The organism is Sulfobacillus thermotolerans, assembly GCF_039623705.1.
Classification (GTDB): Bacteria; Bacillota; Sulfobacillia; order Sulfobacillales; family Sulfobacillaceae; genus Sulfobacillus; species Sulfobacillus thermotolerans.
This window is the reverse complement of the sequence record NZ_CP133983.1, coordinates 2,499,969-2,513,220: the sequence shown is the minus strand read 5'-3', so window position 1 is coordinate 2,513,220 and position 13,252 is coordinate 2,499,969. Positions and strand designations below refer to the sequence as shown.

Below are 13,252 nucleotides of genomic sequence, written 5' to 3'. Positions count from 1 at the left end.
GTTATCCGAATGTTTCGGCGTCAATAGGCTGCTGACACGCAAATAAGTCTTGACCAATGCGGCGCGCCACCTCGACAAATGCCGTAAGCGCGGAAGATTGGTCTCCGCGCCGCCATCCGACCGCCATATCCGCTTGCGGGTGTCCCCCAATTAACGTTTTATAAACCACATCCTCCGTGTGCAGGTTTTGCGCTGACTTGGGCACGACAGCCACCCCCATACCTGCGGCCACTAACCCAATCACCGTCTGAAATTCCATGGCCTCTTGCAGAATGTTGGGTTCAAATCCCGCCTCCCTTGCATAGGCTAAAATTTGGTAATAATACCACTCCCACGTTTTAGGAGACAGCAGGACAAATGGCATAGCCCGTAAATCTTTCCAATGCAAAGGCCCCGATATCTTCATATCTTGCGCTTTCGGCATCGCGAGCACAGAGGCAGTTGAATAAACCGTTTCCGTTTCAACCGCCGGATCATCAACTGGGGGTCTTAGCACCCCTAAGTCAATGCGCTTATGACGCAACGCCTCGATTTGCATTGGAGTCGAGAGTTCTAGGGTTTCGACCGTCACATCAGGATATTCCTGACGAAATATGCGAATGACGCGCGGCAAAAGATCATAAGTCGCAGATCCAACAAACCCTACCGTCAATCGTCCCCATTCGCCGCGGTCGACACGCCTAGCACGTTCAACTGCGTGATTGGCCGCTTGCAGCACACGCCGCGATTCTTCCAAAAACGCTTCCCCAGCCCGAGTTAAGCGAATGCGCCGATGGCTGCGCTCAAAGAGTTCCACGCCCAATTCTTCTTCCAATTGTTTTATGGACTGACTTAAAGGTGGCTGGGTCATACTTAATCGGCGCGCAGCGCGTTCGAAATGCAATTCTTCCGCAACCGCTACGAAATAGGTCAATTGTCGTAGCTCCAATGCCATCCCTCCAAGAATGTTGTCGACAAACTCCTACCACCGCCTAGACGGTTTCGGATACGCCTGCTCTGAAACCCAAACGACTCGAGATCTTTTCCGCCATCTCCCTAACCAACGGATTTTGTTCCATTTGTCTTGATTTTCTACTAAATTTCCCTCTACACTGTCCGTGCATCAACACACTCACTCTCCACTGCAAAATAACCGTCTTTTTTCTTACTCAGAATGTACTCTTGGGAGGGACCTCTAATGGCCGCAAAGCCACAATTGACTACAGAACAGCAGTCTTCCTATCGATGGGTTATGGCCATTATTGCCGGCATATTGATGACCACAAGTTTTGTGGCTCTGACTTCGTTTGGTGTGGCCTCCCCCGCTATCGCTCAATCGCTTCACCTCAATCCGGCCACGGTGAACACCTACGGGGTCGATAGTTTCTCGATTGGACTGTTTCTCGCATTCTTTTTGGGACATGGCGGAATATTTGATACCCGAGTGAAAACAGGCGTGCTGGTCGCGCAAATTCTTCTCATTGTGCCACAATTTCTGTTGCCCATTACCACCAGTTTGTGGCTATTAACAGTCTTGCGGTTCGCGCAAGGGTTGATGATTATGATGCTCGCCTTATTCTCATTGCAGCTATCCGGATGGTTCCGGCCTAGTGAACGAGGACGCTCGCTCGCTTTTACATTAGGAGCCATTACCTTGGGGGGCGCTGTCGGCGGTCTTTTGTCTAGTCGTCTAGAATCCTTAGGCTGGCGCGAGATGTACTATATTACGGGACTGATTATGATAGTCGGCGCGGTCATTTATTTTCTCTTTGCCCGCAACGCCCAGTCCTTGCAGGAGATGCTGCTCAAAGAAAAACAACAATCCACAAAACACCAAAGCGCATGGAAACTGGGCATTACATGGATGATGGGCTTTGTGCAAATACCTTTGACATGGACCTTGTTTAGCGTGGGCGGCTTCTTACCCTCATATGCCTACCATTTAGGCTATCATACCAATCAAGTCGGAACCCTCATGTTTGTTTGGGGAATTGCCGGATTCGTCGCGGCTTTTGTGGGCGCCTTTTTGGGAGATGCCATGTCCGCCAAGCACGCCACGCATTCCGGTGTTTTCCGTGCCCGTCTCAAAGTCATGACAGCAGCCAACATTCTTATGGGATTAGGGGCTTTGCTGGTGCTGATGCTTGGTCATGCATCTTTTGGACTCTTAATGTTTGCCGTCATCGTCAATGCTTTTATGATGATGTTGCCCCCCAACTACTGGGCCACCCCCGGCACAATTTTCCCGTTGGCTTTGATTGGTGCCGGAGCTTTTGGTATGGGACTCATTTCTAATTCCACGAGCGCCATAGGCCCCTTAGTATCTTCGGCTCTAGTTCCTACCGTAGGTTGGAATGGGGTGTTTATCATCATGACCGTCCTATCCGCCATCGGCGTGGTGCTCAACGTGATTGCTGGTCGTATGCCTCTGCCCTCCGAAGAGCAGGTCGTAACGCCTCGTTCTCACTCCATTAACGGCTAATAGCCATATCAATCGTAGGAAAAGCCCTGGGCTCCGGAAAGAATGCTCTGGACCCCAGGGCCTAACCATTTCACACCGCTACCACTGCAAGGCAGGCCCATGATATCGGAGCCACTCTTTGTGGATAGGGTAATCTGGAAACGATAACGCCACCATATCCCAAAATTCCTTGCGATGATGCGGGTATTTCAAATGCGACAGTTCGTGCACGAGAACATAATCCACCGCATCAGCTGGAGCCTGAATAACCTGCCAATTAATTGCAATTTGGCCATCTCCGCGGCAATAACCCCACCGACTCTTATAGGCATGAATCTTCAACGACGAGGGCCTTACCCCCATATAGCGGGCCCACCGGGTGAGTCGTTCAGGAATCAGCTGTTGCGCCTGGTCCTTATACCACTGGATTAATAAGTCGCGTACCCTGTCTGGCTGGACGGCATTGGGTCTCACAAAGACCGTCAGATGCGTTTCATTCAACAGCTCAACCCGTTCACTCTCCAACTCTGGGATCTGTTTAATACGTAAGGTTAATGGTCTCCCGAGTAACGTAAAGGTCTCGCCCGTAACAAACGCCAGCGTCGGCTCACTGCGAGGTTGCCGATAGTGTTTATAAATCCATTCTGCTTTGTCATAAAGGAGAGCGCGGATCTGTTCCGTCGTAAATCCCGGCGGTGTTAAGACTTTAACCTGTCCATCGGCCAAGACCTGAATCGCCGCAGACCGGCGCTTTGGCCGCTTTTCGGTGGTGCATACAACCGATAGGCCCCGCACTGTAACTGTAAAATTTCCGTGTGAATCTTCGGTAATATAAGGGCGAACCATGTGATATCCTCTCCTGATTTTTGAATAAAATCCCGAAAAAGGGAAACTCCTGCGGAATTTTTACGCCCAGTATAGCAGGTTAAACCCGGAGATTCTCTGTAAACATTCCCCAGCTATTCGGATACAGAGAATATGTCAACCCTTTAAATCGCCTCGAGTATGGCAGAATACTAAGGAGCACCCTGACTGATCCCGAATTCAACACCGGAGGTTCTGCCTGTGAACACGTCTCATCACTCAACATCTCGCTTGACCACCATTCGCGATACGCTCATGGTCATTATTATGGCAGGAATCATTCTCTTTGCCGCCGAACGCATTCTCAGTCGACTCCATGAAGTAGTCATCGTCTTGCTATTAGCAGGAACCCTCTTTATTACATTGAATCCCCTTGTGACCGCTATTGCCCAGCGCTATAAGAGAAGTTGGGCCGTGCTCATCGTCATGGCGGGAGCCCTATTAGTCATCTTTGGCGGTTTAAGCGGCTTATCCAGCATTATCGTAATTCAAACACAACATCTGGCCAGACAATTGCCGGCTGATTTAAAGCGATTGGTCCCTATCATTGTCAATGCACTGAACACAGCAGGCATCCCCTTAAATATGCGTCAAATCGAACATACTGCGTTGCAACACGCCACGGCGACCTCCACAGCCGCCTTGCACGATACCTTTACTATCGTGCGCAGTATTTTTCGCGGCTTCGTCGACACCGTGTTAATTATTTTCATCACGATATATCTTCTCTTAGATGCGCCCCGCATGGGCGAAACGCTCCAACACTTGGTCCCGAAAAAATCTCGCCCAGCATTTGCCGCCGTGGAACACACCGTTGTCCGGGTCATGGGAGGTTATGTGCGCGGTCAATTATTATTGTCGCTTCTAATTGGTCTAGCATTTGGCGTTGGCAGTGCCCTAATTGGCCTGCCTGACGCCATTTTAATCGCCTTTATTGCCTCGCTAGGGGAATTAATCCCCCTATTGGGCCCCATTATTGGCGCTTTACTGCCTCTTATTTTTGCCTTGTTGGAACATCCTGCTACTCGGGTTCCCGAAGTGCTCATTCTTTTACTGGGCATTCATCTCCTGGAATCCGACGTTCTCGGGCCCCGCATCATGCGCGACAATGTGGGATTGCATCCCGTATTATCGGTCACAGCTCTGTTAATTGGTGCCAATTGGCTTGGCATTTGGGGCGCGTTATTTGCTGTTCCGACCGCCGGAATCGTGGTTGCCGCCTTGCGCGCTGGAGCCAAAGCTTGGAGCGTTTATGTTGAAGAGCCCTAAGCATCATCACCAGCGCGCCCTTGGTCCCTCGCCTAGTCACCCTCCTTACAAGGAGTCCAAAGCGTGTTGTATAACAGCCCTCAGGTCTTCGGGTTCTACGGCGGGTTCGTAGCGCTGGATCAAATGGCCTTGTCGGTCAAACAAAAACTTGGTGAAATTCCAGGCAATAGGTCCTGCCGGCTCCAATGCGGTCAAATATTGATATAACGGATGTGCCGTAGTTCCATTGACATCAATTTTCGCCATCACGGGAAACGTAACGTGATATTGCGTTTGACAAAAGGCTTGGATTTCAGCATTGCTCCCCGGTTCTTGTTGACCAAATTGATTGCAAGGAAATGCCAAAATTTCCAAACCTTGATCATGAAAGGCGTCATAAAGGGCTTCTAAGCCTGCGTACTGGGGAGTAAAACCACACTGACTGGCGGTATTGACAATCAGTACAACATGATTGCGATAATCCTTGAGACGCTTCGGTTGGAGCTTAGAATCTTCGACGGTAAAATCGTAGATGGACATCATCATCCTCCTTCATTAAATATTAAGTATATGCCATTGCAGGTTACTCCGCGGGCGCTTTCTCGTTGTTTCGTCTATAAAAGGCCGCTGAATAAGCGGCCTTTTTTCAATTCATACGGCATACCCTATTACATAGGAGGAGCAGCACCCCTAATACTCACCGAGACATCAGCCGCTTCGTCCAACCCTTCTTCTAGCGGTGGGGAATTAAAAGGGATGCGGCCCGGAATAAACTGAGTGATGCCCCAGGCCCCCACGGCTACCAACCCCAACCACAAAACATTGCGCCCCACTCTGGCAGCTAAAGCTCCGGAAATTGCGTAGCGAAGGAGATGAATAGCCCATGTCATGGGAAGGTATGGATGAATGGCTTGGAATATGGGGGGTGAGAGCTGAATGGGATAAGTGCCCGCTGAGCCCGCCAACTGGACCACTAAAAGCACGATACCTAAAAGCCGCCCTCCATCTCCTAGTTTTTCCGATAACAAACGCATAACCGTCCACCAGGTCACGGCAATGGCTATCATCGTCTCCCAAAAAATTAAAGGGTGAACGGGGTTCATAGGCAATAGCCACAAGATCCCCGCAGATAAGATGATACTTTGCGCTAAGCCCAGCCCTAAACTGGTCCATTGACGCAGAGCAAGACCCTTGCGGGTACCGCCTGGTACAATCACTGTCGCCACCAAAGCTCCGACCCAAAGTGACAGCGCCAAGAAATAGGGAGAGAGCCCCTTACCGTAGTTGCTGTGCGGTCCGAGAGCCACAAACTTCCCCGTTACCGGTTCTGCGACAAAACTGAGATCACCTGCAGCTTCCTGCAACTTTTTCCCCAGAACCTGGGTATCATATCCTACCGTATGCAAATGTGACCCCAAACGCATAGCGCCTGATCCCATGGCTTCAGCGGCAGAAGCCGATTGTGATAACTTCTGAGCCAGACCTTCCTGGGACGCAGCTAATATCTTACTACGTTGACTTAAGGTATTGGCGGCTTGATCCGCCTGCACGACTCCTTCTGCCAAGGCTTTTGCTTCTTGGGGCCATAAGGTGACTGATGAAGGATTGTCTAGCGCTTTTTCAAGTGCCCCAAGCTTTCCCTGCTCTTGAGACAGCTGCTGCGCTACTGCTGCCCATTGCGTTTGTTGTTGCGTTATGGATTGTGTCGATTGAGGGCTCGCCATCGCTTGAATCTGCCGAGAGAGAATGGACAGCACGGCCTCTTCTTGCTGAGCGGCATCTAACAGCATGTGTTGGCTTGAACTAATCCCCTGAGCCGTCTTGGTGGCACCTTGAGCCACTTGCTGCATTGTGGTAGAAAGCGTGCCAAGATGCTGGGCTAAATCGTTCATCCCTGTGGACATCCCCATCGCCCCATGAAAGAGCTCTTGCCCCCCTAAGGATGCGCTCATAAGCGCTTGACCCAACTGGTGGTCATCGGCCGCAAGGCGCAGCCCGGCCTGCCCCAACGCCATAGTGCTGTTGCTGAGGATATGTGTATCAGACGCTGCGTGACTGAGATTGTATCGCATATCCGCGAGACTGACATTACGCAACGCCTTATTGAGTTCGCTCGTCAACGCAATACTCTCTTTTTGCATCACCAAATCATTGAGATAATTGCTGCCGGGGTTCACAACAAACGACACCGTCGGCGATTGGTGATGGATAATTCGTCGGGTATAATTTTTGGGAATAATAATGGCTAAATCCGCTGTCCCCTCTTCTAACTGGTGCTGTGCCATAGCTTGCGTGGTTTGATGAATATCCCATCCCCGTGGCAGTTTTTTGACGACAGCGCGGCCGAGAAATTTTCCGTGATCCCCAAGATCTTGATTCACAACATCAATAGGCAGACGATTAAGATGCCCATAAGGGTTCCAATAGGCGCTTAAATACGCCCCGCTGTACAGCAATGGGACAATCGCAATAGCCGCCATGGATAACCACCCTTTACGGGTTCCTAATAAGAGCGAGCGCATGTTTTCACCTCTTTGTACTGACTAGTCAGTATACTAACAGCTGCTTCAAATCTTTTCAATGGGTGGATTCATTGGGATGTGGAAAACACGACGTCCCTTACTATTTTTTGCTTAAGACGATATAATCAACAAGACAGATATACATTGACGTTAACGTTATGATTGATTGGGGGGTACAGTGTGGCCAAAACGCACGGCGTGGCTTATAAATGGATCGCTTTGTCTAACACCACCTTGGGCATTTTAATGGCCGCTATCAATGGCACGAGTGTCATCATCGCCTTACCGGCTATTTTTCGGGGCATTCACGTCAATCCCTTGGCGCCTGGGCAAACCGGATTGCTCCTTTGGGTTTTGATGGGATTTAACGTGGCCACCACGATTCTTTTGGTTTCCTTTGGCCGCTTATCAGACAGTTATGGTCGCGTACGTTTGTACAATTTAGGATTTGCGGTGTTTACACTGGGTTCTATTCTATTGTCTATTACATGGGGCCACGGAACAGCAGGCGAATGGCAACTCATCATCTTTCGAGTCGTCCAAGGCATTGGCGGAGCCTTCTTGTTTGCCAATAGTGCAGCCATCTTGACCGATGCCTTTCCTACAAATGAACGAGGTTTTGCCCTGGGACTGAACCAAGTCGCTGGGATTGGCGGTGCGGTCATTGGAATCGTCTTAGGTGGACTGATGGCGGCCATTAATTGGCGCTGGGTCTTTTTAATCAATGTCCCTTTTGGTCTGTTGGGCACCATTTGGGCGTATGTCGCCCTGAAAGAATCCGGTCGACCGCGTTCTCCGCTGCGCCTGGATTGGATCGGCAATATCACCTTTGCGGTGGGACTTCTGGGCGTATTGTTGGGACTGACCTATAGCATCCAGCCTTATGGCCATCATGCCACTGGGTGGAGCAGTCCTTTTGTTCTGATCAGCCTGATTGGCGGGCTTGTGCTGCTAGCCATTTTCGTTGTTACTGAGATGTACATCAAAGAACCCATGTTCAACATGCGGCTGTTTGGCAATCAAGCCTTCAGTGCCGGCAATATTGCAGGGCTTCTGGCCGCTGTGGCCCGAGGCGGTCTGCAGTTTATGCTCATTATTTGGCTTCAAGGCATTTGGCTGCCCCTACACGGTGTCTCCTTTGTCAACACCCCATTGCAGGCGGGAATTGACACGCTCCCACAAATGGTAGGCTTTCTCATTGCCGGTCCTGTCAGCGGACGCCTCTCGGACCGATTTGGAGCCCGTTGGTTTGGCTTAGCAGGCATGCTCGTCGCCGCCACTGGTTTTCTTTGGCTAACAAGCCTGCCGGCCGATTTTCATTACTGGACTTTTGCGGGAGCAATCTTTTTACTTGGTATTGGCATGGGATTGTTTGCTTCGCCAAACTCTGCAGCCATTATGAACAGCGTCCCTGCCCGTTACCGCGGGGCAGCATCCGGCATGCGTTCCACCTTTATGAACGCAGGGATGATGCTCAGTATGGGCCTGTTCTTCACGATGGTCATCAGTGGTCTGAATCAAAAACTCCCTGACGCCATGCGCCATGGGCTTCAGGCCTTTCACTTGCCTGCGACTTTAGTCGCCGGACTCTCCCATCTGCCCCCGATTGCCGCCCTATTTGCGGCCCTGCTCGGATACAACCCAATTCAAACCATTTTACCAGCAGCGGTGTTGCATAGTCTCCCGGCTACCAGTACGCAAGTGCTCATCAGCCGTGAATTCTTTCCTCATTTGATTGCGAATCCCTTTATGAGCGCCCTACGCACCGTCTTTATATTTTCAGCGGTAATCTCCTTCATTGCCGCCATCGCGTCCTTACTTCGCGGACCGCAATATATCTACAGCGAAGACGAAGTCAAGACCTCCTTAAGCCCAACCGATCCGTTACAGCGCCGTTATCTGGCCGTTGCTTTGCTGGGCATTTATGCAAGTCGTCAAAAGCTTAAACAAGATGACAGCGTTGAAGCCCAAGCCTTGCTCAAGCGCTCGTTGTCTCTCCTCATGATTGCCACAGACCCTAAACGATTTGCCAAGAACATGTCAACACACCGCACTAAAGGAGGAAGTATCGCACAATGAGACGATATTTTTGGCCGATTACCAGCAGCGCCTTGAGTCTCATCTTAGCCGCTGTCCTTACGGCAAGCCCATGGCTATACATGCGTCACGCGCCGGGACCGTGGAACCAAACAACCCAGACGTTTTTCTGGACAGGGTTGGGAATGATCCTCATTTCAGGCATTGCCTTAACGTTGTGGATCCGTCAATTACGCCAACAATGGACTCCCCAGCAGATAACCTTCTCGCAAGGTGAAGCTCCCGATCAGGCCATTTCCTCTAAGGACATTAAAGACGTCTCCACTGCGCGAGAGCCTAAAGTGGTTGTCCCCGAAAGCGAAGAAGAACGTTGGGAGCGCGAATTGCGCCAACTCGCCCAAGACGTCTTGCTCGACATCTCCCAAGACCATCAACCTCACACGACCGCACGCGGGGAGGGACTCAAATGAAAAGCGCTTCATGGCTGACAGGACTCAGCATTTTAGGGGGGCTATGGCTCATCTTATCGCCTGCTATCGTTGGCTTCCCGGCACCTCACTCCCATCATATATGGACGGCAAGCCTCGCATTGGCCACCATATTTGGCGGGCTATTCGTCGTGTTAGGCGTCGTAGGCCTCACAGGCTTTTATGCGTCGGTCGTTCCCAAGCGCCTGCATATGAGCCGTCAGCCAACTCCTCAAACACCCTTACCCGAACCTTCGCCGCTACGCGAAAAGCCACGCGCGGTGGCAACGCCTGTACAAAATCAAGACGATACCGATGCGCTACTCAATGAATTAATGCGACGTCTTCTGCACGATGGACCAGCCTAATCTCAAAAGCGGCAGGCATAAGCCTGCCGTTTTATCACGGTGCAATGGGCTCCGCACGGCGAAAACCCCATGACCACAATCCCCACACCACGGCTCCGGTTATTAGGGTAAAGACCCCATCGGCTAAGAACATGGCAGACAATGAGGTTTTTACCACCAGCAGACCAGAAATTACCGGGGTTGCAATCATGGCCAACACAAAATACACTTGTGTCACTCCAAAATACAGTCCTCGCTGAGAGGCATCCCCATACATTGTGACCGCACTGAGAAATCCGACATTCAAAAGCCCCGCCGCAATGCCTCCCAATAACAAGAACACAGCTACCAGCGTTGCAGTGCCTGTACTCGATAGGGCAACAGACATTCCTAACAGCGCAATGCTTCCCAGTATCACGGGTCGAAATCCCCAGCGCCGCAATAGAATTGTGGCGCCTAATCCCGCGGCAATCATGCCGAAACTCTGCAAGGCCGTGATAGCGGTCGCGTCTTGTGCTGACATGTGCAAGCTCAAGAGTTTTATAGGATAAAAAGATTGAGCGAGAGCTTGCGGCAGTGCGGTCAGTAATGCAACCAAACCACTCACCACGACCACCGGTTTCTTCGCCACTGGTCCTAGGGATTTCACCGCGTTCATAAAGTCAGCCCCGGTAGCCGCCGTAGCAAACGTGGGAAATGTCCAAGCCAATGCCCCAGCAACGACCGATAAGAACGCGGACAAGCCAAATGCTACGGGCATTCCCCAAATCCCGGCAACTGATCCCGAGGTGGCGATTCCCAATAGCGCTCCCGCTTTGGTGGCACTGGTAAACTGACCCAGATTACGCGCTGGGTCACTCCCCAATTTGGACGCCAGCGATTGGGCAGCCGTCCAAAAAACCCCCCGAGCCGCTCCAATCAACAATTGCGCAAGAATCAACCCAACGACCCTAATATCAATTGTGGCCGCACAGAGGCCTGCCGAAGCACCCACGGCAAAGGTGATCAAAAGCAGGCGGCGTTCTCCAAAAAAACTTGTCAATGGCCCACTTAAAATGCGGGCGGGTAACTGCATAACGCCAGGCGTTGCAGCCAACAATCCCACAACCCAAGCATGGTATCCTAAACGCGTTGCATCAATCGGGACCAACAACGCCAGCATCAAAAACGAGACGTTAAAAGCCAGTCCCGCCCCATTGACTGCCCATAGCCGGACACGCACGAACCTCCCCCCCTCCTTGATGATACGCTTTTTTCAGAAGGGGACAGCAAAAAACGCCTCCGTTTTATTGGAGGCGTTGTACTTCTGTTACAACACGTGTCCGACAGTAGCCAATCCCGCATATACCAGACCCAATACCGATAATCCTCCGGCCGCTGCGAGTCCAAGGAGCACGACAACCGCTAATTTATCCACTAAAGTCTGCTGGGAAGTTTCCCTGTCTGGTGCAGACATCACATGTTGCCCCATAGCATGCTCTCCTCTCACTTCTCAGGTTGTTGAAAATAGTCTACCATGATGTTCTGATATTGTGAACCATTTCACATTACGTTTGTTCATGCTATCACAAATATTTTTTGGAAACCTGAGGCTTGTATTGTCCAAGGGAAGACGTTGATAAGCTATCACAAAATTTCATCCCCCCAAGGAATTCTTGACACTAATTCCTTTATAGTATATATTCCTATATAGAAAGGAAAGGTGATAAATGATGTTACGCTCCACACGGATAGATCTCTCGGCTGAAAATCGTACCGCATTGACCGCCCTATTAAATCAGGAATTGGTGTTGATGACCGACCTCTACCTCCAAACCAAATTATCCCATTGGAATGTTCAAGGGCCTCACTTTATTGCCTATCACCAACTATTTGATGAGATCGCAAGCCACGTGCTAGAAGCTGTCGATATGATTGCCGAGCGCGTGACGACTCTGGGCGCAGCCGTGGATACCTGTGCTCAAACCATCTCAAATACCACAACGCTTGCGCCATGGACTGCATCAGACCGCCGAGACCAAGTGATAATCCATCGCCTAGCCGATGTCATTGGTGACGTCGCCAATTCCATGCGTAGGGCCATTGACGAAGCCGCAGCTTTAGGCGATGCCGATACCGCCGACCTATTTACCGAAGTTTCCCGCCAGTTGGATAAAGATTTATGGTTTGTAGAATCGCACGTGAACTAATCGGGCATCAAGGTACTTAAAAAGCCACGCCCCTGTCATGGACGCGTGGCTTTTTCCTTTTATCGTCAGACGCCATGCCATGCGGCAAGCATTGGCGTTAAATAGACCTAGCTGTCAGACGGCAAGTGCCGTCTAAGATGGAGCGCAATGTTGTTGAATAAATCGCGCGGCGTCTCGCATAACCGCGCTAGCTTGGGCGAAAAACGGCACCGAAACAAATCCGTGGATGACACCTTCATATCGGCGAAGCCATACATCGACGCCTTGTGCCTGCAATGCATGCGCGTAGTCCTCGGCTTCGTCACGCAATGGATCATATTCTGCGGTGGCAATAAACGTTGGTGACAGCCCCGCTAGATTGGGCAACCGAGCAGGCGAGGCTTCGGGCAATAGAGCATCCTCCACGGTGCGCAAATACATCTCTCCAAACCATGCCATATCATCATTTTGCAACAAATATTGTGTACCAAAGATTTGTTTGGAGGCAGTGACTGCAAGCATATCAGTTGTCGGATAAAATAGAATCTGTCCCCTTAGCGTGATTCCATCGTGTCGCGCTTTTTGCGCCACAACCGCAGCAAGATTACCACCCGCGCTGTCCCCCGACACAAAAAGGCAATGAGGGTCCGTATTCCAATCCGTCGCGTGACGCATAACCCAATGCAAGGCTGCAAAACATTCGTCCACCGGTTTGGGAAACTTAAACTCAGGGGGCCGATGGTAGCCGACTGATATCACGACAGCGCTCGATGCAGCTTGTAGCGCTCGAGCTACATGGTCATAGGACTCGATGTCACCTAAAACAAAGCCACCCCCGTGGAAAAACAGGACTAAAGGAACAGCCTCTTGATGAGCGGAAGCATATACGCGCACGGGAATTTCGCCATAAGGGCCCGGTATCATCAAATCCTCAGTGAGAATGTTCGGGGTCATAGGCGCCGCGGCTTGCAACAATTTCTGGCTCGCAACAAAACCTTCGCGAGCTTGTTCGGGCGTTAACGTTCGCAACGCAGGGGCATGGAGCGCTTGAATGCGCGTAACATATTCTTGGACAGTCGGATCTAATGGCACAGTTATCCTCCCTTTTGCTGGGGAACCCGAATATGCGGGGCCCGTTCGATTCCTTTCTTCTTTTGTT

13 protein-coding genes are annotated in these 13,252 nt (G+C 51.0%); 6 read left to right on the top strand and 7 right to left on the bottom strand.

What is annotated here, in order from left to right; translation table 11 throughout:
* Position 1: 1 nt before the first annotated feature.
* Positions 2–928 (bottom strand): LysR substrate-binding domain-containing protein, encoded by a 927-nt coding sequence (locus ORD20_RS13075; protein ID WP_207654643.1) that lies wholly within the window; start codon positions 926–928, stop codon positions 2–4.
* A 249-nt stretch (positions 929–1,177) separates the two neighbouring features.
* Here ORD20_RS13075 and ORD20_RS13070 point away from each other — a divergent pair, with 249 nt between their 5' ends.
* Positions 1,178–2,461, top strand: coding sequence for an MFS transporter (locus ORD20_RS13070; RefSeq protein WP_158246229.1), 1,284 nt, complete (start codon positions 1,178–1,180; stop codon positions 2,459–2,461).
* Between the two features lie 78 nt (positions 2,462–2,539).
* Here ORD20_RS13070 and ORD20_RS13065 read toward each other — a convergent pair whose 3' ends face one another.
* Entirely contained in the window at positions 2,540–3,286 is a 747-nt protein-coding gene (locus tag ORD20_RS13065; RefSeq protein ID WP_103375162.1) for a M48 family metallopeptidase, read from the bottom strand.
* A 219-nt stretch (positions 3,287–3,505) separates the two neighbouring features.
* Here ORD20_RS13065 and ORD20_RS13060 point away from each other — a divergent pair, with 219 nt between their 5' ends.
* Positions 3,506–4,573, top strand: coding sequence for an AI-2E family transporter (locus tag ORD20_RS13060; RefSeq protein ID WP_103375161.1), 1,068 nt, complete (start codon positions 3,506–3,508; stop codon positions 4,571–4,573).
* A gap of 45 nt (positions 4,574–4,618) precedes the next feature.
* Here ORD20_RS13060 and ORD20_RS13055 read toward each other — a convergent pair whose 3' ends face one another.
* Together ORD20_RS13055 and ORD20_RS13050 are read right to left on the bottom strand one after the other, a co-directional pair.
* Positions 4,619–5,092: a glutathione peroxidase gene (locus ORD20_RS13055; protein ID WP_103375160.1), complete on the bottom strand. Its 474-nt coding sequence runs from the start codon at positions 5,090–5,092 to the stop codon at positions 4,619–4,621.
* Between the two features lie 128 nt (positions 5,093–5,220).
* Positions 5,221–7,074: a YhgE/Pip domain-containing protein gene (locus ORD20_RS13050; RefSeq protein ID WP_103375159.1), complete on the bottom strand. Its 1,854-nt coding sequence runs from the start codon at positions 7,072–7,074 to the stop codon at positions 5,221–5,223.
* 180 nt (positions 7,075–7,254) lie between these two features.
* Between ORD20_RS13050 and ORD20_RS13045 the strand changes: the two genes are divergently transcribed.
* The 3 genes from ORD20_RS13045 to ORD20_RS13035 are packed head-to-tail and all read left to right on the top strand — an operon-like array spanning position 7,255 to position 9,946.
* Complete coding sequence (locus ORD20_RS13045) at positions 7,255–9,153, top strand: MFS transporter (protein ID WP_242968427.1); 1,899 nt, start codon at positions 7,255–7,257, stop codon at positions 9,151–9,153.
* Complete coding sequence (locus ORD20_RS13040) at positions 9,150–9,581, top strand: hypothetical protein (protein WP_103375158.1); 432 nt, start codon at positions 9,150–9,152, stop codon at positions 9,579–9,581. The genes ORD20_RS13045 and ORD20_RS13040 overlap by 4 nt, the downstream gene beginning before the upstream one ends.
* On the top strand, positions 9,578–9,946 hold the full coding sequence (locus ORD20_RS13035) for a hypothetical protein (protein WP_103375157.1): 369 nt from the start codon (positions 9,578–9,580) through the stop codon (positions 9,944–9,946). The genes ORD20_RS13040 and ORD20_RS13035 overlap by 4 nt, the downstream gene beginning before the upstream one ends.
* A gap of 34 nt (positions 9,947–9,980) precedes the next feature.
* Here the strand turns inward: ORD20_RS13035 and ORD20_RS13030 are convergent, their stop codons facing one another.
* Positions 9,981–11,147, bottom strand: coding sequence for an MFS transporter (locus tag ORD20_RS13030; RefSeq protein WP_103375156.1), 1,167 nt, complete (start codon positions 11,145–11,147; stop codon positions 9,981–9,983).
* A gap of 87 nt (positions 11,148–11,234) precedes the next feature.
* Positions 11,235–11,396 (bottom strand): hypothetical protein, encoded by a 162-nt coding sequence (locus ORD20_RS13025; RefSeq protein ID WP_158246228.1) that lies wholly within the window; start codon positions 11,394–11,396, stop codon positions 11,235–11,237.
* Positions 11,397–11,634: 238 nt separating this feature from the next.
* Between ORD20_RS13025 and dps the strand changes: the two genes are divergently transcribed.
* On the top strand, positions 11,635–12,114 hold the full coding sequence (dps, locus tag ORD20_RS13020) for a DNA starvation/stationary phase protection protein Dps (RefSeq protein WP_103375155.1): 480 nt from the start codon (positions 11,635–11,637) through the stop codon (positions 12,112–12,114).
* A gap of 132 nt (positions 12,115–12,246) precedes the next feature.
* On the opposite strand, the gene ORD20_RS13015 is transcribed toward dps, so the two are convergent.
* A complete protein-coding gene (locus ORD20_RS13015) occupies positions 12,247–13,185 on the bottom strand; it encodes an alpha/beta hydrolase (RefSeq protein WP_158246227.1) in 939 nt (312 codons plus the stop codon).
* Positions 13,186–13,252 lie beyond the last annotated feature (67 nt).

Excerpts from the sequence above, each read along its gene's own strand:
- ORD20_RS13065 (WP_103375162.1), bottom strand. The coding sequence starts at position 3,286 with ATGGTTCGCCCTTATATTACCGAAGATTCACACGGAAATTTTACAGTT.
- dps (WP_103375155.1), top strand. The coding sequence starts at position 11,635 with ATGATGTTACGCTCCACACGGATAGATCTCTCGGCTGAAAATCGTACC.
- ORD20_RS13035 (WP_103375157.1), top strand. The coding sequence starts at position 9,578 with ATGAAAAGCGCTTCATGGCTGACAGGACTCAGCATTTTAGGGGGGCTA.
- ORD20_RS13050 (WP_103375159.1), bottom strand. The coding sequence starts at position 7,074 with ATGCGCTCGCTCTTATTAGGAACCCGTAAAGGGTGGTTATCCATGGCG.
- ORD20_RS13025 (WP_158246228.1), bottom strand. The coding sequence starts at position 11,396 with ATGGGGCAACATGTGATGTCTGCACCAGACAGGGAAACTTCCCAGCAG.
- ORD20_RS13070 (WP_158246229.1), top strand. The coding sequence starts at position 1,178 with ATGGCCGCAAAGCCACAATTGACTACAGAACAGCAGTCTTCCTATCGA.
- ORD20_RS13055 (WP_103375160.1), bottom strand. The coding sequence starts at position 5,092 with ATGTCCATCTACGATTTTACCGTCGAAGATTCTAAGCTCCAACCGAAG.
- ORD20_RS13040 (WP_103375158.1), top strand. The coding sequence starts at position 9,150 with ATGAGACGATATTTTTGGCCGATTACCAGCAGCGCCTTGAGTCTCATC.